The sequence below is a fragment of the Sphingomonadaceae bacterium OTU29LAMAA1 genome (genome assembly GCA_024072375.1).
Classification (GTDB): domain Bacteria; phylum Pseudomonadota; class Alphaproteobacteria; order Sphingomonadales; family Sphingomonadaceae; genus Sphingomonas.
In genome coordinates this window covers 1827473-1850265 of record CP099617.1, presented here as the reverse complement: position 1 = coordinate 1850265, position 22793 = coordinate 1827473, and the positions used below count along the sequence as shown (strand labels likewise).

18 protein-coding genes are annotated in these 22793 nt (G+C 66.9%); 14 read left to right on the top strand and 4 right to left on the bottom strand.

The features are described from left to right. Nucleotides 1-7 precede the first annotated feature (7 nt). The 5 genes from NF699_08995 (at nt 8) to NF699_08975 (ending at nt 7148) form a co-directional block, all read left to right on the top strand. Complete coding sequence (locus tag NF699_08995; protein USU06774.1) at nt 8-1666, top strand: MFS transporter; 1659 nt, start codon at nt 8-10, stop codon at nt 1664-1666. Next, nucleotides 1663-2817: an HlyD family secretion protein gene (locus NF699_08990; GenBank protein USU06773.1), complete on the top strand. Its 1155-nt coding sequence runs from the start codon at nt 1663-1665 to the stop codon at nt 2815-2817. The genes NF699_08995 and NF699_08990 overlap by 4 nt, the downstream gene beginning before the upstream one ends. A gap of 530 nt (nt 2818-3347) precedes the next feature. Next, a complete protein-coding gene (locus NF699_08985; protein USU07041.1) occupies nt 3348-4715 on the top strand; it encodes an efflux transporter outer membrane subunit in 1368 nt (455 codons plus the stop codon). A 72-nt stretch (nt 4716-4787) separates the two neighbouring features. Next, nucleotides 4788-5030, top strand: a complete 243-nt coding sequence (locus tag NF699_08980) for a hypothetical protein (GenBank protein USU06772.1) — start codon at nt 4788-4790, stop codon at nt 5028-5030. A 27-nt stretch (nt 5031-5057) separates the two neighbouring features. Continuing rightward, complete coding sequence (locus tag NF699_08975) at nt 5058-7148, top strand: PAS domain-containing protein (GenBank protein ID USU06771.1); 2091 nt, start codon at nt 5058-5060, stop codon at nt 7146-7148. Between the two features lie 108 nt (nt 7149-7256). Here the strand turns inward: NF699_08975 and NF699_08970 are convergent, their stop codons facing one another. Continuing rightward, the gene (locus NF699_08970; protein USU06770.1) at nt 7257-8111 is read right to left on the bottom strand and encodes a CoA ester lyase; all 855 of its coding nucleotides are present in this window, start codon (nt 8109-8111) and stop codon (nt 7257-7259) included. Between the two features lie 271 nt (nt 8112-8382). Between NF699_08970 and NF699_08965 the strand changes: the two genes are divergently transcribed. Next, entirely contained in the window at nt 8383-8694 is a 312-nt protein-coding gene (locus NF699_08965) for a DUF485 domain-containing protein (GenBank protein ID USU06769.1), read from the top strand. Continuing rightward, complete coding sequence (locus tag NF699_08960) at nt 8691-10388, top strand: cation acetate symporter (protein ID USU06768.1); 1698 nt, start codon at nt 8691-8693, stop codon at nt 10386-10388. The genes NF699_08965 and NF699_08960 overlap by 4 nt, the downstream gene beginning before the upstream one ends. Nucleotides 10389-10602: 214 nt before the next feature. On the opposite strand, the gene NF699_08955 is transcribed toward NF699_08960, so the two are convergent. Both NF699_08955 and NF699_08950 read right to left on the bottom strand, forming a co-directional pair. Further along, complete coding sequence (locus NF699_08955) at nt 10603-12987, bottom strand: membrane-bound PQQ-dependent dehydrogenase, glucose/quinate/shikimate family (protein ID USU06767.1); 2385 nt, start codon at nt 12985-12987, stop codon at nt 10603-10605. A 115-nt stretch (nt 12988-13102) separates the two neighbouring features. After that, nucleotides 13103-14977, bottom strand: coding sequence for a PDZ domain-containing protein (locus NF699_08950; protein USU06766.1), 1875 nt, complete (start codon nt 14975-14977; stop codon nt 13103-13105). 586 nt (nt 14978-15563) lie between these two features. On the opposite strand from NF699_08950, the gene NF699_08945 reads away from it, so the two are divergent. The 3 genes from NF699_08945 to NF699_08935 are packed head-to-tail and all read left to right on the top strand — an operon-like array spanning nt 15564 to nt 17315. Continuing rightward, nucleotides 15564-16268, top strand: coding sequence for a hypothetical protein (locus NF699_08945; GenBank protein USU06765.1), 705 nt, complete (start codon nt 15564-15566; stop codon nt 16266-16268). Between the two features lie 9 nt (nt 16269-16277). Then, nucleotides 16278-16868, top strand: coding sequence for a DUF488 domain-containing protein (locus tag NF699_08940; protein USU06764.1), 591 nt, complete (start codon nt 16278-16280; stop codon nt 16866-16868). 12 nt (nt 16869-16880) lie between these two features. Next, nucleotides 16881-17315: a DUF488 domain-containing protein gene (locus NF699_08935; GenBank protein ID USU06763.1), complete on the top strand. Its 435-nt coding sequence runs from the start codon at nt 16881-16883 to the stop codon at nt 17313-17315. Here the strand turns inward: NF699_08935 and NF699_08930 are convergent. Next, nucleotides 17312-17734, bottom strand: coding sequence for a hypothetical protein (locus NF699_08930; protein ID USU06762.1), 423 nt, complete (start codon nt 17732-17734; stop codon nt 17312-17314). The two genes, NF699_08935 and NF699_08930, sit on opposite strands and share 4 nt — an antisense overlap. A 93-nt stretch (nt 17735-17827) precedes the next feature. Between NF699_08930 and uvrA the strand changes: the two genes are divergently transcribed. From uvrA to NF699_08910, 4 genes are all read left to right on the top strand, one after another. Continuing rightward, entirely contained in the window at nt 17828-20719 is a 2892-nt protein-coding gene (gene uvrA, locus NF699_08925) for an excinuclease ABC subunit UvrA (GenBank protein USU06761.1), read from the top strand. 56 nt (nt 20720-20775) lie between these two features. Then, entirely contained in the window at nt 20776-21966 is a 1191-nt protein-coding gene (locus tag NF699_08920) for a hypothetical protein (protein USU06760.1), read from the top strand. Between the two features lie 37 nt (nt 21967-22003). Beyond that, entirely contained in the window at nt 22004-22180 is a 177-nt protein-coding gene (locus tag NF699_08915) for a stability determinant (protein USU06759.1), read from the top strand. Between the two features lie 121 nt (nt 22181-22301). Then, entirely contained in the window at nt 22302-22712 is a 411-nt protein-coding gene (locus NF699_08910; protein USU06758.1) for a hypothetical protein, read from the top strand. Nucleotides 22713-22793: the final 81 nt, after the last annotated feature.

Genomic DNA, 22793 nt, shown 5'->3' with positions numbered 1-22793 from the left:
GACAGCCATGCTCGCCCGGCTGCGCCGTTTCCTCTCCGAAGAACATTGGGACTTCCTGCCCCACGAGATCCCGGCGATCCCCGGTTCGCCGGGGTCGGTGGAGCATCAGACGCGCCACCGTATCGCCTATGGCGTGATCGCGGTGCTGCTCGGCCTGACCGGCGGCTTCGGCAACGCGCTGATCTCGGCGAACACCTATACGCTGCAAGGCGCGCTGGGCCTCGACCCGGCCGAGATCGCGTGGCTGCCGACGGTCTATGTGATGACCAATGTCAGCATCAACCTGCTGCTCATCAAGTTTCGCGCGCAATACGGCCTCAGGCCCTTCGCGATGATCTTCCTCAGCATTTATGCCGCGCTGACCTTCGGCCACCTGTTCGTGCGCGGTTTTGACACCGCCATCCTCGTCCGCGCCGCCAGCGGCATGGCGGGGGCGGCGGTCAGCAGCCTGTGCCTCTATTACATGATGCAGGCGCTACCGCTGAAATGGCGGCTGAAGGCGGTGGTCGTCGGCATCGGCATCCCGCAATGCGCGACCCCGCTCGCCCGGCTGTTCTCACCCGACCTGCTCGCGATGTCGCAATGGCGGACGCTGTACCTGTTCGAACTGGGGCTGGCACTGCTCAGCCTCGCCGCCGTCGCCTTCCTCCGCCTGCCGCCGACGACGCGGGCCAAGGCGTTCGAGCGGCTCGACTTTGTCACCTTCGTCCTGTTCGCCGGATCGATGGCGCTGTTCGCCGCCGTGCTCGGCCTCGGCCGCATCGTCTGGTGGACCAACGTCGCCTGGATCGGCTGGGCGCTGATCGCCGCGATCCCGATGCTCGGCGCGGCGCTGTATATCGAGCATCACCGCGTCAATCCGCTGCTCAACACCCGCTGGCTGGGCAGCGCCGACATCGTCCGCTTCACGATCGTCACGATCATGGCGCGCATCGTCCTGTCCGAACAGACTTATGCCGCCGTCGGCCTGCTCACCGTGCTGGGCCAGAACAACGACCAGCTGGTGCCGTTCTTTACGATCATCTTCCTCGCCTCGGTGGCCGGCGTCGTGCTCAGTGCGGTCACGCTCGACGTCACCCGCCTGACCCACCCGATCATGCTCGCGATCGGCCTGGTCGCCATCGCGGCCTTCGTCGACAGCCAGTCGACCAGCCTCACCCGCGCGCCGCAGCTCTACGTCACGCAGGCGATGATCGCCTTCGCCGCAACCTATTTCCTCGGCCCGGCATTGCTATTCGGTATGACGAGGGCGCTCCAGCAAGGCTCCGGCCACATCATCAGCTTCATCGCGCTGTTCGGCATGATCAATTCGATCGGCGGCCTCGCCGGCACCGCCCTGCTCGGCAGCTATCAGGTGATCCGCGAGAAGGCGAACAGCGCCGCGCTGGTGCAGGCGATCGACCCCACCGACCCGATCGTCGCGCAACGCCTGCAAGCCGGCGGCGCGGCGGTGTCGCGCGTCGTCGGCGATCCGGCGCTGCGCAGCGCGGAGGGCGGCGCGATCCTGTCGCAGACCGCCACCCGCGAAGCCAACGTCCTCGCCTACGACGACGTGTTCCGGCTGGTCGCCGTCCTCGCCGCGCTGACCTTCTGCTATCTCGTCTTCCTCATGATCCGCCGTGCGCGCCGGGAACGTCGCGCCGCCCTCGCCGGGACCCCAGCATGACCGACACCCGCAGCCCCGTCGATCCGACGCCCGCCACCGAAGAAGCGCAAGCCGCCGCGCCCGTCACCCCGCCCAGCGCCCCCGCGGGTTCCGGCTGGCGACCGCAGCCGCCCAGCCGCACCGCGCTGTTCGTCATCGTCGCGCTGGCGATCGGCGGCGTGCTCGCGGTGCTCGCGGCGTGGCGTCTGCCGCCCTTCGCCAACGCCTATCAATCGACCGACAACGCCTATGTCCGCGGCCGTACCACGGTGATCGCGCCGCAGGTGTCCGGCTACGTCACGCAGGTCTACGTCCGCGATTTCGCCGACGTGACGGCAGGCCAGCCGCTCGTCCAGATCGACGACCGCATCTACCGCCAGCGCGTCGATCAGGCGACCGCGCAGGTCGACGCGCAGCAGGCGACGCTCGCCAACGCGCAGCAATCCGAACGCAGCCGCACCGCCAGCCTCGCCGCGCAGACCGCCGCCGTCGCCAACGCCGAGGCGCAGCTGATGCGCGCGCAGGCCGACATGAACCGCGTCAACGACCTCGTCACCGACGGCTCGGTCAGCCAGCGCGAGCGCGACCAGACGCTCGCCGCGCTCCGTCAGGCGCAGGCCGCGGTGCAGCAGGCGAACGCCGCCCGCCAGATCGCGCAACAGGATATCCGCACCGTACAGGTCGGCCGTGGCGGTCAGCGTGCCGGCGTCTCTGGTGCCGAAGCCGCGCGCCGCCTCGCTCAGATCGACCTCGCCAACACCGTCATCCGCGCACCCGAAAGCGGCCGCCTCAGCGAAGTCGGCGTCCGCGTCGGCCAGTACGTCACCGCCGGCTCGCAATTGATGTTCCTCGTTCCCCCCGAAACCTGGGTCATCGCCAATTTCAAGGAAGCCCAGACCGCGCGCATGACGGTCGGCCAACCCGCCAGCTTCACCGTCGATGGCCTCGCCAACGCGACGCTCCGCGGCCGCATCGAGCGCATCTCACCCGCCGCCGGATCGGAGTTCGCGGTACTGAAGGCCGACAACGCCACCGGCAACTTCACCAAGGTCCCGCAGCGCATAGCGGTCCGCATCCGCATCGACCCCGGCCAGGCCCTGATCCAGCGCCTCCGCCCCGGCATGTCTGTGCAGGCGAGGGTGGACACCAGCGACGGCCCGGTGGTGCAGTGATGCGGCTGTTTTTCGTATTCCTTCCTCGCGCAGCGGGGGAGGGGGACCAGCGAAGCTGGTGGAGGGGACGTTTCCGCAAGCGACCAGATGCGTCGCCTACCTCCCCCTCCGTCACCGCTACGCGGCGCCACCTCCCCCTCGCGGGGGAGGAATTGGGACGCCCCGGAACCCGCTTCTCATTCCTCCCTCGCTTCAGCGGGGGAGGAGGACCGTTCGGCGCAGCCGAATGGTGGAGGGCGCGCTTCCACAAGCAACGAACTCCGTCGCTCACCTCCCCCTCCGTCACGGCTCCGCCGCGCCACCTCCCCCTTGCGGGGGAGGAATTGGGACGACCCGGCCCCCCCCTCTCAGTCCTCCCTCGCTTTAGCGGGGGAGGGGGACCGTTCGGCGCAGCCGAATGGTGCAGGGGGCGCTTCCGCAAGCAACGAACTTCGCCGCTCACCTCCCACTCTGCCACGGCTCGGCCGCGCCACCTCCGCCTTGCGGGGGAGGACTTCAGCAGCTCGCCGCTCCGCACCGTTGCTGGCACTATCCTCCTGTGCACCGCGCTCACCGGCTGCATCGGACCCCGCCCGGCGCCCCCCGCCGCCAGCGCCGTCATCCCGCCACCACAATGGCGCACCATCCTCGGCAACGGCCAGCCGATCCGCGCCGACTGGTGGAGCGCGTTCGGCGATCCCGTCCTCACCCGCCTGATCGACCGGGCGCTCGCCGACAACGTCGACCTCGCCGCCGCCGCATCCCGCATCGACGAGGCCCGCGTCGCCGCCCGCCTCGCCCGCGCTCAGCAGACGCCGACGCTCGGCGGCACCCTGCCGACCACCACCGGCCAGACGGTCAGTCCGCTCGGCACCCCCAGCGACGCGACCGGCGCGCAGCCGGCGATCACCGCGAGCTACGACCTCGACCTGTTCGGCCGCCTCCGTCAGGCGACCCGCGCCGCGCAGGCACAGCTTCTCGCCAGCGAAGGCGCCCGCGACACCGTCCGCCTCGCGATCGCCAGCGGCGTCGCCTCCGGCTACGTCACCCTGCGCGCGCTCGACCTGCGTTTGTCGGTCGCACAGGAAACGCTCGCCGCCCGCACCGAAGCGCTCCGCATCGCCCGTCGCCGCGCCGAGGCCGGCTACACCTCAAACCTCGAACTGCGGCAGGCGGAGGCGGAATATCGCGCCACCCAGCAACTCGTCCCCGCCGCACAGCTCGCGATCAGCCGGCAGGAGAATGCGCTCAGCCTGCTGCTCGGCACCAGTCCCGGCCCGATCCCACGCGGTGCGCCGCTCGACCGCCTGCTCGCGCCCGCGATCCCCGAGGGCCTGCCCGCCGACCTGCTCCGCCGCCGCCCCGACATCTTCCAGGCCGAACAGAGTCTCGTCGCCGCCGACCGCACGCTCGACAGCGCGCGCGCGGCGATGCTGCCCAACCTCGCGCTTACCGGATCGGCCGGCGTCGCCCTCTCGACCGCGCTGTCCAACCCGATCGGCGTCTTCTCGGTCGGCGCCAGCATCCTCTCGCCGATCTTCGACGGTGGCCGCCTGCGCGCCCAGACTGATGTCGCCACCGCCCGCCGCGATCAGGCCGCGTTCGCCTACCGCCGCACCGCGCTCGTCGCGTTCCAGGAGGTCGACAACGCGCTCGACGGCGTCCGCCGTTCGGGCGAACAGGCGACCGCACTCGGGCTTCAGGTCGACGCCCTCGCCGGCGCACTCCGCAACGCCAGCAACCGCTATCGCGCCGGCTACACCTCGTACATCGAACAGCTCGACGCCCAGCGCGGCCTGCTGACCGCCGAACTCGCGCTGGTGCAGGCGCGCGCCGACCGGCTCAACGCCTATGTCGCGCTGTATCAGGCGATGGGCGGCGGCTGGTCGCGCACGGATGTCGACGCCATGCGCCGCTGACACTCGCTTCGTCGGAAGGGCAGGATCGCTCCGCTGTCCGGATCGTTGGCGGACCAACATAGGAGAAGCTCCATGCCGACCGAACAGCCGAACAACGCACCCGATCGACCGACCCCCCGCGACCCCGACACCGCGGCCGGCGTCCTGAACGACGAGGCACTGGACACGCAGCCGGGCGGCGGCGGCCTGGGCCCGCGTTCCGCCAGCACCGGCGCCGTGCCGCACGGCACTGCGCCCAACGCGCCGATCGACACCGGCCTTGCCGGGGAAGAACCGGCCGGCGAAGCCCGCACCCGGACCACCGATCCCTCCTGATCCCGACACGAGAGACTGTTGCCGCCAATGGCAGACGAAGACCTGCAAACCGCCGGTGCGATCAGCGTCGGCAGCTGGGACTGGGACGTGGTCGCCGATCGCGTCACCGCCAATCCCGCGTTCGCGCGCCTCTATGGCGTCGATCCGGCGGCGGCGCGAGAGGGTGCGGCACTTGACAGCTTCTTTGCTGCGATGCATCCTCACGACGCGCCGCGCGTGCGCGCGGAAATCGCCGAAGCGCTCGCGAGCGGACGGCCCTTCGAAAGCGACTATCGCCTGTGCCAGCCCGACGGCCGCGCCCGCTGGGTTGCGGCCCGCGGCCGTGCGCAGTTCGACGCGAACGGTCACGCGATCCGCTTCCCCGGTATCAGCTTCGACATCGACGCGCGCAAATCCGCCGAACTGCGGCTGCAGGCGCTGGTCCAGCTCAACGACGCCCTTCGCGAACCCGGCGATCCGGCCCACATCGCGCATGCCGCGGTCGAAATCCTCGGCCGCATGCTCGACGTCAGCCGCTGCGGCTACGGCACGATCGATCGCGAGGCGGAGACGATCGTCACCGAAAGCCCGTGGTGCGCGCCCGGCATCGAACCGCTGCCCTCCGTCCTCCACTTCCGCGATTACGGTTCGTATATCGAGGACCTGAAGCGTGGCGAGACGGTGGCGATCGACAACGCCTATAACGACCCGCGCACGCGCGATACGGCAGAGGGGCTGAAAGGGCTCGCCGCACTCTCCTTCATCAACATGCCCGTCACCGAACAGGGCGGCTTCGTCGCTTTGCTCTACCTCAACAACGCCGTGCCCCGGCCGTGGCTGCCCGAAGAGGTCGCCTTCGTCCGCGACATCGCCGAACGCGTCCGCGACGCCGTCGAACGACGCCGGGTCGAACAGGAACTCGCCGCGCTTACCGCCAGCCTCGAACAGCAGGTCGAGGCGCGCACCCGCGAACTGATGGTCGCCGAAGCGCATTTGCGTCAGGCGCAAAAGATGGAGGCGGTGGGCCAGCTCACCGGCGGGCTGGCACACGATTTCAACAACATGCTCACCGGCATCTCCGGCGCGATCGAGATGATGCAGGTCCGCATCAGTCAGGGCCGGATCGGCGAGCTCGAACGCTACGCCAATGCCGCGCACGGCGCCGCCCGGCGCGCGGCGGCGCTGACCCACCGCCTGCTCGCCTTTTCCCGCCGCCAGACGCTCGATCCCAAGCCGACCGACATCAACCGGCTGATCGACAGCCTGCGCGACCTCATCCAGCGCACCGTCGGCCCCGGCATCACCATCGAGGTGGTCGGCGCCGGCGGGCTATGGCCGGCGATGGTCGATCCCAACCAGCTCGAAAACGCGTTGCTCAACCTGTGCATCAACGCGCGCGACGCGATGCCCGACGGCGGCAGCATCACGATCGAAACCGCGAACCGCTGGCTCGATCAGCGCACCGCGAAGGAGCGCGACCTCGAACCGGGCCAGTATCTGTCGGTCTGCGTCACCGACACCGGCACCGGTATGACTCCCGAGGTTCAGGCGCGCGCCTTCGACCCCTTCTACACCACCAAGCCGATGGGCGAGGGGACGGGGCTCGGCCTGTCGATGATCTACGGCTTCGCGCGCCAGTCGGGCGGGCAGGTCCGCATCTATTCGGAACTGGGGCAGGGGACGACCATGTGCATCTACCTGCCGCGTCATTACGGCGACACGGTGGAGGAGCGCGCACCCATGCCCGCGGCGGTCGCGATACCGGGTGAGGGCCGCCACACCGTCATGGTCGTCGACGACGAACCGACGATCCGCATGCTCGTCGTCGAGATACTGGAAGAACTCGGCCACACCGTGCTGGAGGCCGGCGACGGCGCCGCCGCGCTCCGCCTGCTCGCCACTGGCGCCCATGTCGACCTGCTCGTCACCGACGTCGGCCTGCCCGGCCAGATGAACGGCCGTCAGGTCGCCGACGCCGCGATGGCGCTGCTGCCGGCGCTGAAGGTGCTGTTCATCACCGGCTATGCGGAAAATGCGGTAATCGGCAGCGGCCCGCTCGATCCCAATATGGCGCTGGTCACGAAGCCCTTCGCGATGGACCTCATCACCGACCGTATCACCGCGATGCTGGAAGGGTAGAGCGCAAGATAATCCCCTCCCCTTCAGGGGAGGGGTTGGGGTGGGGAAGTCTCACCGAGATCAGCCCTCCCAGCCTCCTCCACCCGAACCCCTCCAAAGAGGAGGGGCTTAGTCGGCCAACCCCAGCACCCGCTCCGCCTCGGCAAGGTGCAGCCGCTCCACCATCTCGCCATCCAGCTGGATCGCTCCCAGCCCGGCCGCGCCCGGCGCAGCGAACGCGGCCACCACCGCGCGCGCCCGGGCCAGCTCCTCCGCCGATGGCCCGAACGCCGCATTCGCCCCCTCGATCTGCCCCGGATGGATCAGCGTCTTTCCGTCGAAACCCAGCATTGCCCCCTGCGCGCATTCCGCCGAGAACCGCTCCGGCTCGCGGATCGCGTTGCATACGCCATCCAGCACGATCAGCCCCGCGGACCGCCCCGCGATCACCAGCTGCACCAGCGCGGGGACCAGCGGCTCCCGCGCCACGCCCGGCCGACAGCGCATGTCCTTCGCCAGATCGTTGGTCCCGGCGATCAGCAGTTCGGTCCGCGTCTCGCCCGCCGCCGCAACGATCTCCGCCAGCCGCAAGATCGCCCCGCACGTTTCGATCATCGCCCAGATCGGCGGCCCGTCCGCGCCCAGCAGCGCCCGCACATCATGCAGGTCGTCCGCACGCCCCACCTTCGGCACCACCACCGCCGCCACGCCGCGCACGGTCGCCACTGCGGCCGCATCTGCCCGCCCCCACGGCGTGTCCAGCGCATTGATCCGCACCGCGCAGTCCCGCGCGCCAAACCCCTCCGCCGCTGCCGCCAGCGCCGAGCCGCGCGCTGCATCCTTCGCGTCCGGCGCCACCGCATCCTCCAGATCGAGGATCACCGCATCGCACGCCAGCTCCCGCGCTTTTGCCATCGCGCGCGGGTTGGAGGCCGGCATGAACAGCACGCTGCGGCGCCGGCGGGGCTGGTTCTCATCATTCATCCCGCAACACTAACGCGGATCGCCATCGATGGCTTCCATTACCTGATCGCCCCGCGGGATCGGCGGTGACGCTTCTGGCTCCCCTCCCTCGCAGGGAGGGGAAAGACGCAGTAAACTTTCGACCGTCCGGGTAAGGGCGCCATGACGGCTCACGGTTCCTCCAACCCGAGTTGCCCACCGACCATATACCGACAGGTTTCCGGTTGCGCCGCGGCCGTCATCCGTCATGATGCCGCTATCGACCCGATCATAGGATCGGTGGAGGGGGACCATGACCGAAGAGCAACTGACCCGGATCGCCGACGATCCGCGCTATATCGCGCTGACCGGCACGCGCAGCCGCTTCGGTTGGCTGCTGTCTGGCATCATGCTCGCCGCCTATTTCGGCTTCGTCCTGCTCATCGCCTTCGACAAGGCGTTCCTCGCGCAGCCGATCGTCGCCGGCGGCGTCACCTCGCTCGGCATCCTGATCGGCTTCGCGATCATCCTGCTCGCGATCCTGCTGACCGGCCTCTACGTCGCGCGCGCCAACCGCGATTACGACGCCGCGCTCGCCGCCCTTGTCGCGGATTACCGCCCGTGAGGCGCTGGCTGCTCGCCGCACCGCTTGCCCTGATCGCCACGCCCGCCCTTGCAGACGCGGTGGTGGGCCAGATGCAGCAACAACCGACCAACTGGACTGCGATCGCCATGTTCGCGGCGTTCGCGCTGCTGACGCTCGGCATTACCCGCTGGGCGGCGCGGCGCACGCGTACCGTATCCGACTTCTACACCGCGGGCGGCGGCATCACCGGCTTCCAGAACGGCCTCGCCATCGCCGGCGACTATATGTCCGCCGCCAGCTTCCTCGGCATCTCGGCACAGATTTTCAACGACGGCTACGACGGCCTGATCTATTCGATCGGCTTCCTCGTCGGCTGGCCGATCATCCTGTTCCTGATGGCCGAACGCCTGCGCAACCTCGGCAAGTTCACCTTCGTCGACGTCGCCTCGTTCCGCTTCGCGCAGACGCCGGTCCGAACCTTCGCCGCGATCAGCACGCTCGTTGTCGTCCTGTTCTACCTGATCGCGCAGATGGTCGGCGCGGGACAGCTCATCAAGCTGCTGTTCGGCCTCCGCTACGAATATGCCGTCGGCATCGTCGGCGTGCTGATGACATTGTACGTCCTGTTCGGCGGCATGACCGCGACCACCTGGGTCCAGATCATCAAGGCGGTGCTGCTGCTCGGCAGCGCCACCTTCATGGCGCTGATGGTGCTCGCGCAGTTCGGCTTCTCGCCCGAGGCGCTGTTCGCCCGCGCGGTGCAGGTGAAGACCGGCCTCGCCGCCGCGACCGGCCTGTCCCCATCCGAAGCCGCCACGCGCGGCGCATCGATCATGGGGCCGGGCAATTTCATCAAGGACCCGGTGTCGGCGATCTCGTTCGGCATGGCACTGATGTTCGGCACCGCCGGCCTGCCGCATATCCTGATGCGCTTCTTCACCGTGCCGGACGCCAAGGCTGCGCGCACCTCCGTCCTGTGGGCGACGGGGTGGATCGGCTATTTCTACCTCCTCACCTTCATCATCGGTTTCGGCGCTATCGTGCTAGTCGCCACCGACAGCAGCTATGCGGACGGTGCCGGCGGGTTGATCGGCGGCGGCAACATGGCTGCGATCCATCTGGCCCATGCGGTCGGCGGCAACCTGTTCCTCGGCTTCATCTCCGCCGTCGCCTTCGCCACCATCCTCGCGGTCGTCGCCGGCCTGACATTGTCGGGAGCGTCGGCGGTCAGCCACGACCTCTACGCCACCGTGTTCCGCAAGGGGCAGGCGGACAGCACCGCCGAACTGCGCGTCTCGCGCCGCACCGTGCTGGTACTCGCGGCGGCGGCGATCCTGCTCGGCATCGTGTTCGAGAAGCAGAACGTCGCCTTCATGGTCAGCCTCGCCTTCGCGATCGCCGCGTCGGGCAATTTCCCGGTGCTGATCCTGTCGCTGCTGTGGAAGGGGTGCACGACCCGAGGCGTGGTGGCGGGCGGTACGTTGGGGCTGGTGCTGGCGGTCGTGCTGACGATCCTGTCGCCCGCGGTCTGGGTCACGATCCTCGGCCATTCGGCTGCGATCTTCCCCTATTCGTCGCCCGCGATCGTCTCCATGCCGCTGGCCTTCCTGACGATCTGGCTGGTGTCCATACTGGACCGCAGCCCCAGGGCAGCGGTCGACCACGCCGGCTACCCCGCCCAACGCATCCGCGCCGAAACCGGCATCGGCGCGGAAGGAGCCTCGGCGCACTGAACCTCGCCATCGTCCCTACCGCCCCCCCCACTCCGTCATCCCGACGAAAGTCGGGACCCATGGAAGCCCCTCGCCAGCGACGCGCGCGACCACCAGCCGCGCGCCTCCATGGGTCCCGGCGTTCGCCGGGATGACGGGTAGGGGAGAGCGATCATCCCACACCCCGTCATCCCCGCCTGCGCGGGGATGACGAAGCGCGGAACGGGTCAGCCCATCACTTCGGCAAGGCATAAGCGATCACATGATCGCCCAGCTTCGTTCCCAGCGAGCCATGCCCGCCGGCCACCACCACCACGAACTGCCGCCCGCTCGCCGCCGACCGGTACGACATCGGCGTCGCCTGCCCGCCGGCGGGCAGCCGCGCGCGCCACAGCACCTTGCCGGTCCGCGTGTCGTACGCGCGCACGTAATTGTCGATCGCCGCCGCCATGAACGCGACGCCACCCGCGGTCGTGATCGGCCCGCCCAGCGACGGCACGCCCAGCTTGAACGGCAGCGGCAGGATCGTCTCGTCGCGGATCGTGCCGTTCTTGTGCTCCCACACCTTCTTGCCCGTCGTCAGGTCGATCCCCGCGACATAGCCCCAGGGCGGCTGTTGGCAGGGCAGGCCGGCGAACGACAGGAACGGGTTCATGTCGACCGCGAACGGCGCGCCAATATTGGGATTGTACCCGGTCTCGTCCGATCCGCGCCGGTCGGACCCGCCCGCCGGCCCACGTTCGTTCTGACGCTCGCCGCCCGCCTGCGGCACCAGCCGGTCGACGAAGGCGATATAATTGGGATGCGCGAACAGCACCTGCCGCACCGGATCGATCGAGATCCCGCCCCAGTCCATCACCCCGAAATTCCCCGGAAACACCAGCGACCCACGCAACGACGGCGGCGTGAACGGCCCCTTGTAATCCAGCGACCTGAAGCGGATGCGACACCACAATTGGTCGATCATCGTCGCCCCCCACATGTCCTTCTCGCGCGCCGGTGCCGGCAGCAGCGAGATCGACGAGAACGGCTGCGTCGGCGCCGTCCGGTCGCCCGGCGCGGCGCCGGTCGGCACCGGCTTTTCGGTGACCGGGAACACCGGCCGTCCCGTCCGCCGGTCGAGCACGAACAGATTGCCCGTCTTGGTCGATTGGATCAGCGCCGGCACCCGCCCGCGCCCCGGCAGGTTCAGGTCGACCAGCGCGGGTTGCGCCGGCACGTCCATGTCCCACAGATCGTGGTGCACCGTCTGGTACACCCAGCGCGGCCGTCCGGTGGCGATGTCGAGTGCCAGCACCGACGTCGCGAACCGCTCGGTCGTCGCCGGCCGGTTGCCGCCCCATTGGTCGACCGCGCCCATCCCCATCGGCAGATACACCAGCCCCAGCGCCTCGTCCGTCGCCGGCGTGCTCCAGCTGTTCGGCGACGACGGCGTATACTGCTTACCCGCACCCAGCGGCGCGGTGTCGTTCGGATTGCCCGGATCGAAGTTCCACACCAGCCGGCCCGTCACGGCGTCATAGCCGCGGATCACCCCCGACGGCACCTTGGTCGCGATATTGTCGAACACCGCGCCCCCGGTGATCACCAACCCGCGCGCGACCAGCGGCGCCGACGTCACCTGATACCAGCCCTGGTTGTAGTGCGGCTGCCCCGGCAGCAGGCTCACCGTCCCGCCCTGGCCGAAGCTGCGGCACAGCGCCCCCGTCCGCGGGTCGAGCGCGATCAGCCGGCTGTCGTTGGTCGCCAGGAAGATGCGCTGCGGGCAATCGCCGACGCTGGCCCCCGCCCGCGCGCCATCCCAATAGGATACGCCGCGACACGTCAGATGCTGCATGTTCTTCGAAGAGGTCGCGATCTTCGGATCGAAGCGCCAGCGCTCCTTGCCCGTCTCCGCATCGACCGCGATCACCCAATTATGCGGCGTGCACAGATACACCGTGTCGCCGACCTTGATCGGCGTCATCTCATACGTCGTCTCGCCGGGATCGCCTTCGCGCTTCACGTCGCCGGTCTGCAACTGCCACGCGACCTTCAGATTGCCGACATTTGCGGGCGTCAGCTGCGTCAACGGCGAGAACTTGTCCCCCCGCCAACTCCGCGCATAGGCCGACCAATCGTCGTCCGGCACCCCGCCAGCATTCGCCACCAGCGCCTCGCGCGGCCCCGGCAGCGTGCCCTCCAGATTGTGCACGTCCCGCGTCAGCGACACGATCCCGAACACCGCCGCCAACCCCAGCGCGCCCGCCAACGGCCCCGCCGCACGCCGCCAGCCGGGGCCCGGCACCAGCCGCCTGACCGTCCACGGCAGCACCAGCAACGCACCGAAGATGAAGATCAGGTCGCCCCGCGGCACCAGCGGCCACCAGTCCGCCCCGATCTCCGCCCACGCCCACACGACGGTTCCCAGCACCAACGCCGCGAACACGTGCAGCGCCACCGCCCGCCGGCGCCACAGCAGCACCGCGGTCGCCAGCATCGCCAGCCCCGCGGCGGCATAGAACAGGCTGCCCCCCAGAGTCGCCAGCCACACGCCGCCGCCAAGGTTGATCGCCCCGACCGCGCCGATCACCACGGCGAGGATATGGGGCCATCGGGCAGGATGGCGGACGTGGTTCATGCGGCAACTCCGGGTTCTACCCCGGGTATACCGCTGCGCCGCAGCAATGTTCCGTTACACTAATCCATGAGGGCGCGATTGCCCGGGTGGCCCTGCCTCTGCAGGATCACCGGGCTCACTCGCCCATCCAGCCCTTCCGGAACGCCATCTGCGCCGGCGTCACCGCCACACCCGCCGTTTCGCTCCGCACCACCTCGAACGCCGGGTTCACTGCCAACCGCAACACGGCGTCCCGCTCGACACCGCGCTGGCGGAACCGCACCGCGACCCGGTCGCCCGGCTTGTGCCCTTCCAGCGTCGTCTTGACCGCCGCCAGATCGCTCACGGCTGCCCCCTCCAGCGTCAGGATGACGTCGCCCCGCTCCAGCCCCACCGCATAGGCCGGTGCGGCAGGCGAGGGGGCTTCCCCCACCACCACGCCGCCATCCCCCGCCACCGCGGTCAGCCCCGCCCAGCCGCGCGCCGCATCCACCGGACGCACCGTCAGCCCCGCCTGGGCGAGCAGCGGCGCGAAGTCCGGCAACCCGCTCGCATGCACGCTGCCGTCGAAGAACGCCTTGGCGAACGCAGGATCGCGCGTCACCTCGGCGAGGCCACGCTCCAGATCGGCGGGCGTATAGGCACGCTCGCTATCGCCGATCGTCGTCCACAGATGCCGCATGTATGTGTCCAGCGACACGCCGCGATACCGCTGCCGCAACTGCATATCCAGCGCCAGCGCCACCACCGCGCCATACGGATAGTAAGAGATGAAGATGTTCGGATTGACCTGATCGATCGCCTTCGCCGCATCGACGAACGGCGCGCGCAGGCTCATCTCCTCGGGACCGCCATACCGCCGCCCGCCGCCGTTGACGACGCCGCTCACCGTCCGCCCCAACCCGTTCAGGAAGTCGTCGACGCTCATCTCCCCCGCGCGGCGGATCATCAGCGGCCCGTAATATTGCGTGAAGCCCTCCGCGAACCACAGGCTCGGCGTCGGGTTGGCGCGCGTGAAGTCGAACGGCTCCAGTTCCACCGGCCGCAACCGCTCGACGTTCCAGCTGTGCACGAACTCGTGGCTCAGCGTGTTGAGCTGGCCGAAATTCGCTTCGCGCAGCCCCCGCTTGTCGGTGATGATCGTCGAATTGCGATGTTCCATCCCGTCGCCGGCAATCTGCGGCAGGTAATCCGCGATGAAGGTATAGCTGCCGTAATCGTAGCGTGGCGCCTGCCCGAACAGCGCGTAATGCTGCGCTATCACCCGCTTTACCCTGGCGGTATAGGTATCCAGATCGGCGTCGGTCCCGGCATGATGCACCGCCAGCCGCACCAGCTGCGTCCGCCCCTTCGCATCCGTCACCGGCCACTCCCGCAGCGCGAAGTCGCTCAGCTCGGTCGGACTATCCATGAAATATTGCAGGTTCGGCGCCCAATAGGTGTCGGTCCCGCGCGCCGCCGGCAATTGCGTCGCCACCTTCCACTTGGGGTCGAAGGGCCGGAAGCGCACCCGGATCGCCTTGTCGGCATAGCCCGGCGACCACAGGAACGTCGCCGGCATGTTCAGATGCGCATGGCTCGCGTCGATCTGCGCATAGGTGCCGTCGCCCCAGTCGCCGAACAGCGTGTAGGTGACCACTACGGTCCCGTCATGCCCGGCGACGCTCCAGCCGTAGGGATCGGTGCGCGACACCGCCAGTGCACGCCCCGCGCCATCCTTCGCCGACACCGAATAGACGTTCTTGGCGAACTCGTGCACCGCATAGCGCCCCGGCGACGATCGCGCCATCTGCACCCGCAGCGGCCCGGCCGGCACCTGCCGGAACGTCGCCGTCACCTGCGCCTCGTGATGCACCGCATTGGCAAAGGCGATGTCGTACTGCACCGGTGCGGCGGTGCCGGGGTCCTGCGCCTGCTGCGCGGCGATCGCCTTCGCGGCCAGACCTTGCGCCGTCTGCCCTTGCGCACCGCTCCCTGCCAGCATTCCCAGCAGCAGAATGGAACCCGCCAAACATCCCGACATCATCCGCACGCGACACGCCCCTTCGATCGATCCGATCCGTCTGTGTAGCCGGCGAACGAACGCCGTCAAATCAGCGACCTGACCTCAGGCCGCGCGCCGCAACAGATAGCCGCCATCGGTGCCCGCGACATGACCCAGCCGCTCCAGCGCCTCCAGCGTCGCCTGCACCCGCCGCGGTGTGATCGGTTGCATCCCGGGGAAAGCCCGGCTTGCGTGCCGTCGCGTCCCGTAACAGCGCCTCGAACTGTTCAGGCTTGGCTGTTTTCACGGTTGGCAGCTTGGTCAGCCTCCCCTTGGCGATTTGATAGTCGGACCGCAGCCAGCGCACCTTGCCTGCTCCTCGGCATTCAACCCGCGACACGCCGCGCAAGCTGTCAGGCAAGCGCCATGCCGGCTTTTCCCCGGAACAGCCGCCCCGGCATCGTGCTGCCGCCGTAGCAGGCCGACACGGATGCCGGCATTGCGATCGTTCAGGCGCATCCGTTTCGGATCACCGAAACCGATGCGTCTGGCTTTGCAGTCCGCATGCCGATGCCGCCAATGACGTCGCCACTCCGGGTCAAAGGGACGGGCGATGGCGTTGCAGGATCTCAAACAGGCGATACCCGCCGGCCACCGCCAGATGCTGGTGACGGAGGTCACGCGGATGGGCGACGGCATGGTCTGCGTCGCCGGCATCGACGTAGCGTCCGGTGCGATGATCCGGCCACTGCAACCCGATGGCAGAAATTGGCCCGAGGACAAATGGGTCGACGCCGGCCACATTCGCGTCGGCAAGCTCCTGTCGCTGTCGCTCGCCGCGGGGGCCGCATCGGACAAGCCACACGGTACGGAAGATGTGCGGGTCGCCCGGGTCACCGGGATCGGCGCGGCGACTGCGGTGCAACTGTTCGACGCCTGTGTGGAAACGGCGGACGACGATCTTACCGATATCGTCGGCGACAATCTGATCGATGACAAATATGTCGAGGAGCGTGCCGACTGCCGCTCACTCGGCTGTCTGATCGTCGATGGCGACAGCGTTTCGGTCAGCAAGCCGTTCGACAAGATCCGGGTTTCGTTCAACGATCCGGATGGGGTCCGCCATCACCTCAGCGTCACCGAACTCACCTTCGACGGACAGGACGATGACGCGCTCCATGCACTGCGCGATCGGCTTGTCGGTCATGACCGCGTGGCGCTCCGGATCGGTCTGGCGCGGGCATGGCGAGGGCGGAACGGCGATTATGATCCCCGTCGCTGCTACATGCAGTTGAACGGAGTGATCGTGCCGGCGTAGGCGCGTGACATGGGACGGCTGTTCACCATCGGCTATTCCGGGCTCGACATGCCCGGCTTCATCGACCGGCTCGTGCAGAACGGGATCGCGGTCGTGTGCGACGTGCGTTCGACGCCGTTCTCGAAGTTCAAACCCGACTTCACCCGTGGGCCGTTCCGCGCGCATCTCAACGCCGCGGGCATCAAATACGTCTTCCTCGGCCGCGAGCTCGGCGCGCGCCCCGATGATCGCTCCTGCTACGTCGACGGGCAGGCGCGCTACGACCGGATCGCCGCGACCGAACCGTTCCGGCTCGGCATGGACCGGGTCCGCAACGGCGTCGCGAAGACCACGCTCGCGCTCGTCTGCTCCGAACGCGACCCGGTCGAATGCCATCGGGCGATCCTCGTCGCGCACCGGTTGGAGGACCTGCGCAACACGATCGCGCACATCCACACGGATGGGCAGGTGGAGCCCCAATCGACGTTCGACGCCCGGCTGGTCGCGCTCCATGGCCTGACCCCGCCACCGCTGCTCAGCGCGCCCGGTGACGACGAACGCGCACTGGCGCTCGCCTACGAGAAACAGGCCGACGCCATCGCGTATCGCGAACGCGGCTGAAGGGACCCCGGCATGAAACTCTTCACGATCGGCTTCACCAAGAGCAAGGCCGCACACTTCTTCGGCCGGCTCGAACACGCCGGCGTCACTCGCGTCCACGACACCCGCCTCAACCGCGTGTCGCAACTCGCCGGTTTCGCCAAGCAGGACGACCTGTCCTTCTTCCTAGAACGGATCGGCGGCATCGGTTACCAGGTCGAGGCGCTGCTCGCCCCCACCGCCGACATCCTCGACGCCTATCGGAGGAAGGAGATCGGCTGGGACGAATATGCCCGCCGCTACCTCGACCTGCTCGCCGCGCGCAAGGTCGAACACCGCATCGCGCTGCACGATCTCGACCGCACCTGCCTGTTATGCAGCGAAGCGAAGCCCGATCACTGCCACCGCCGCCTTGCCTCCGACTACCTCGCGCAGGCGGTCAGCGGCCTGGACATCGTCCACCTTTAAGCCTTCTTCCCCCCGAACAGCCGCCCCAGCATCGCCTCCGCCGCCTTGCCGACCGCTTCCGCGATCGCCTGCGGATCGGGCTGCATCTGCGTACCCTGCGGCGATACCGGGGGAACAGGGGGTACGGGCGGCACCGGCGGGACCGGTGGCACCGGCGCTTCGGGCGTGGCAGGGGGCACGGGCGCCGCCGCCGCCTCGCGTTTCGCGCGCCCCTTCGCCACCGCCGCGGTCGCGGCGGCAGCCGCCATCGTCAGCCCCGCCGCCAGCATCTCGCGCCCCTGCGGGCTCTGCGCCTTCTCCAGCAGCGCCCCGCCGATCTCGCGCACCTCCTTCGGCAGCTTCACGCCCATCACTTCCTTGGGGAGCTTCGCCTTCTTCTTCTTGCCCATGCCGCCTGCCTCATCACTGTGTGTCGCCAACGTAAGACACCTCTTGGGTGCTTTCAATGCACCCCGCGCGTTCCTACCTGCGCAGACTAGCCTAGGTCATAGAACAGAAGTAGAACCAGCCACATGCTGACCAAGATCTCCGTACGCGGCGCGCGTGAACACAACCTCAAGGACGTCGACGTCGACATCCCCCGCGATACGCTGACGGTGATCACCGGCCTGTCCGGCTCCGGCAAGTCCAGCCTCGCGTTCGACACCATTTATGCCGAGGGCCAGCGCCGCTACGTCGAATCGCTCAGCGCCTACGCCCGCCAGTTCCTCGAACTGATGCAGAAGCCCGACGTCGACCATATCGAGGGCCTGTCCCCCGCCATCTCGATCGAGCAGAAGACGACGAGCCGCAACCCGCGCTCGACGGTCGCGACGGTCACCGAAATCTACGATTACATGCGCCTGCTCTGGGCGCGCGTCGGCGTGCCGTACAGCCCCGCCACCGGCGAACCGATCGCCGCGCAGACCGTCAGCCAGATGGTCGACCGCGTCCTCGCGCTGCCCGAAGGCACCCGCGCCTATCTGCTCGCCCCCGTCGTCCGCGGCCGCAAGGGCGAATATCGCAAGGAGCTGGCGGAGTGGCAGAAGGCCGGCTTCACCCGCGTCCGCATCGACGGCGAAATCCACGAGATCGACGAAGCCCCCGCGCTCGACAAGAAGTTCAAGCACGACATCGAGGTCGTCGTCGACCGCCTCGTCGTGAAGGGCGACATCGGCACGCGCCTGGCGGAATCGTTCGAAACCGCGCTCAAGCTGGCCGAAGGCCTCGCCTACATCGACCCCGTAGACCCGGTCGAACCGCACACCCCCAAATCCGAAATTCTCGGCGACAATGCCCCCGCCGGCCGCATCGTCTTCTCCGAAAAGTTCGCCTGCCCGATCAGCGGCTTCACCATCGCCGAGATCGAACCGCGCCTGTTCTCCTTCAACGCCCCGCAAGGCGCATGCCCCGCCTGCGACGGCCTCGGCGAGAAGCTGCTGTTCGACGAAGACCTCGTCGTCCCCAACCACGCGCTCAGCATCAAGAAGGGCGCGGTCGTCCCCTGGGCGAAATCCAACCCGCCCAGCCCCTATTACATGCAGGTCCTCGGCAGCCTCGCGCGCGAATTCGACTTCAGCCTCGACACGCCCTGGTCCGACCTGCCTGAGTCGGTCCACGCGACGATCCTCCACGGCAGCAAGGGCAAGCCCGTCACGCTCACCTTCGTCGACGGCAAGAAGAAGTACGACGTCAAGAAACCGTTCGAGGGCGTCATCGGCAACCTCAACCGCCGCCTTCTCCAGACCGAGAGCGCGTGGATGCGCGAGGAGCTGTCGAAGTACCAGTCCTCGCGCCCCTGCGAGGTCTGCCACGGCGCCCGCCTCAAACCCGAAGCGCTCGCGGTCAAGATCGCGATGAAGGACATTGCCTACGCCACCCACCTCTCCGTGGTCGACGCACTCGCCTTCTTCACCGACATGCCCAACCACCTCGGCGACCAGCAGCGCGCGATCGCCGAACGCATCCTCAAGGAAATCGTCGAGCGCCTCGGCTTCCTCAACAATGTCGGCCTCGACTATCTCAACCTCGACCGCACCAGCGGCACGCTGTCGGGCGGCGAGAGCCAGCGCATCCGCCTCGCATCGCAAATCGGCAGCGGCCTCAGCGGCGTCCTCTACGTCCTCGACGAACCCTCGATCGGCCTGCACCAGCGCGACAACGACATGCTGCTCGCCACGCTGCGCCGCCTGCGCGACCTCGGCAACACCGTGCTCGTCGTCGAGCATGACGAGGACGCGATCCGCACCGCCGACTACGTCATCGACATGGGGCCGGGCGCCGGCGTCCACGGCGGCCAGATCGTCGCGCAGGGGACGCTCAAGCAGATCCTGAAATCCAGGACCAGCATCACCGCCGATTACCTCAACGGCACCCGCGAAGTCCCCGTCCCCGCGCAACGCCGCAAGGGCAACGGCAAGCAGCTCACCGTCCACAATGCGCGCGCCAACAACCTCACCGGCGTCACCGCGTCGATCCCGCTCGGCACCTTCACCTGCATCACCGGGGTCAGCGGCTCGGGCAAGTCGAGCTTCACCATCGACACGCTCTACGCCGCCGCCGCCCGCGCCCTCAACGGCGCACGCATCCTCGCCGGCAAGCACGACAAGGTCACCGGCCTCCAGCACCTCGACAAGGTCATCGACATCGACCAGTCGCCGATCGGCCGCACGCCGCGATCGAACCCGGCGACCTACACCGGCAGCTTCACCCAGATCCGCGACTGGTTCGCCGGCCTGCCCGAAAGCCTCGCGCGCGGCTATAAGCCCGGTCGCTTCAGCTTCAACGTCAAGGGCGGCCGGTGCGAGGCGTGCCAGGGCGACGGCGTGCTCAAGATCGAGATGCACTTCCTCCCCGACGTCTACGTCACCTGCGACGTCTGCCACGGCGCCCGCTACAACCGCGAGACGCTGGAGGTGAAGTTCAAGGGCAAGAGCATCGCCGACGTCCTCGACATGACGGTCGAGGATGCCGCGGAATTCTTCAAGGCTGTGCCGCCCATCCGCGACAAGATGGAGATGCTGGTCGAGGTCGGCCTCGGCTACGTCAAGGTCGGGCAACAGGCGACCACCCTGTCCGGCGGCGAGGCGCAGCGCGTCAAGCTCGCCAAGGAACTCGCCCGCCGCGCCACCGGCAACACGCTCTACATCCTCGACGAACCCACGACGGGCCTCCACTTCGAAGACGTCCGCAAACTCCTCGAAGTCCTCCACGCGCTGGTCGAACAGGGCAACACCGTCGTGGTGATCGAACACAACCTCGACGTCATCAAGACCGCCGACTGGATCGTGGACCTCGGCCCCGAAGGCGGCGTCAAGGGCGGCGAAATCGTCGCCGTCGGCACCCCCGAAGAGGTGGTGAAAGAACCGCGCAGCTTTACGGGGAAGTATTTGGCGCCGTTGTTGAAGCGTACGAATTCTCAGTAGCCGAGGTTTATTGACATACATCAGGCTGTTATGCTTCAAATTTGGCGGGGTAGGTGATGAGTTACCAAGCTGTAGTCATCGAGATATTTCTATCGAGTCCCGCGGATGTAAATCCGGAGCGAGAGTTTGTGGTTCAATATGCTAACGAATGGAACAGATTAAGAAGTAGAAGCACGGGATGCTTTCTATCAGTTCTGACGTGGGAAAATCTTGTTGCTCCTGCTCTAAGTGGTAGAGCGCAAGATGCCGTTATTGATCAAGTCGGGAATAATTATGATGTCTATTTAGGTATGATGTGGACCAAGTTTGGTACACCGACAGGCATCGCGGACTCTGGAACAGAAGAAGAATTTAACGCGGCACTGGAGAGAAGCCAAAGTGGACAGGTATTGCGGATTGCAACAATGTTCAAGAAAGGCGAGATTGATCCAACTACGATAGATGCTGTGCAGTTAGTTAAAGTGCAGGAATTTAAGAAAAGAGTCGCTGATTTAGGTGCTTTTTATCGTGAATTTAGTGATGATAACTCCTTAAGATCGATCTTAAATCTTTTATTCGAGCAGATTGCCAAAGATAAGGATAAATACTCAAGTTTTTTTTTGAGCGATACGGGTAGAGGTGAAGCGGTGAACCTGCCAGCCATCTCGTTGATAGAGGATCAGGATGATGAGGATGAGGAAGGCCTTATCGAGCTAGGAGAGTCGTTCACGCGATTGGTTGAAGAGTTTAGCGAAAAACTTCAGCGCTTAGTCGAGTATGAGAGTGACAATTCTGCTATAATCAATGAGTGTACGCAATTAATAAGCGATGCACTCAAGTTTGGGCAGCCGGATGCCGCTGGTATAAAAGCAATAATGCGCAAGGCTGCCGACGGCATGAATGAACTGGCTGCGAGGTATGAGGCATTACTTGATGCCGTCGAGAGCGATGCAAGCCTAATGGCTGATTTGATTGACAAAGATTTGCGCATCAGGCTTGATTTTGACGATCCTATGGAATCCGGATCTGGAAATATTGATGCGGCTAAACAGTTAATAGGGGGTATCAACTCAGCATATGGTGAACTGCAAAGCCTTATACATACAACAGACACTCTGCCGCGACTGTCTACAGATGTTAATAAAGCAAAAAAACGGCTATCCAAGCCTCGTAAGAAGCTACTGCTAATTTTTGACAGCTTAAGGGAGTCAGTAGAAAACAGTATAAACTACTTTGAAACGAGCACAGCTGATGAGGTGGAGCAATGATCAGTCATAGTGATTCCGCCATAATTTGTAATTTACCATGTTTGAGTTCACCCCGATTGAATCGGAGGTCGCGACCAGCGAGGGCGCCGCAGCCTATGACGCGTGGTTCCGCGCCAAGGTCGAGCGGGTGATGGCATCCAAAGCCCCGCGCATCCCGCATGACGAAGTGATGGCGATGGCGCGCGCAGTGATCGATCGACATCGGCCAAAGTGACGCTCGCACTGGTCTGGACGGACGAAGCCACGGCCGATTTGCTGGATATTCTCGACTATATCGCCGTACGCTACGTCAACGGCAACGCCCGCACATCGTGTGGCGAACTCCGGGAGCTGGCATGATCCGCGCCGTCATCCTTGCCGTTCTGCCGCTCGCGGCATGCAGCGCCGCGGCGCCGGTGCCGCCGTCGACCGTGCCGTCCGCGCTCGATCGCGATCTTGCGGCCTATGCCGTCGCCAGTTGCTTCGCCGCCCTGCCGCAGCCTTACCTGAAAGAGCAGGGCGAGCGATGGGCCGGAGCGGTGATCCAGCGCGGACACGGCAGTCCGGAACAATGGAGCCCGGTCGCCGATGCGGTCGCGGCAGAACTGAAACGTGCCGGCATCCCGCAGGGGCAGGGGGATGGTCCGCAAGCCCCGACCGTGCCGCTCCCGGTGATGACCTGCGGCGAGATCACGCACGCCGCCACCGTCCGTGCCGCAATCGCGATCGCCCGCCGCGCGTTGACGGTGGATTACAAGCACCCTTGATCTCACGAGCATCGTCCCGATCGCATTGCGGGATGCTCGCCATCCGCCACGTCCCCCGCTGTCCATGATCTTCCGCAATCC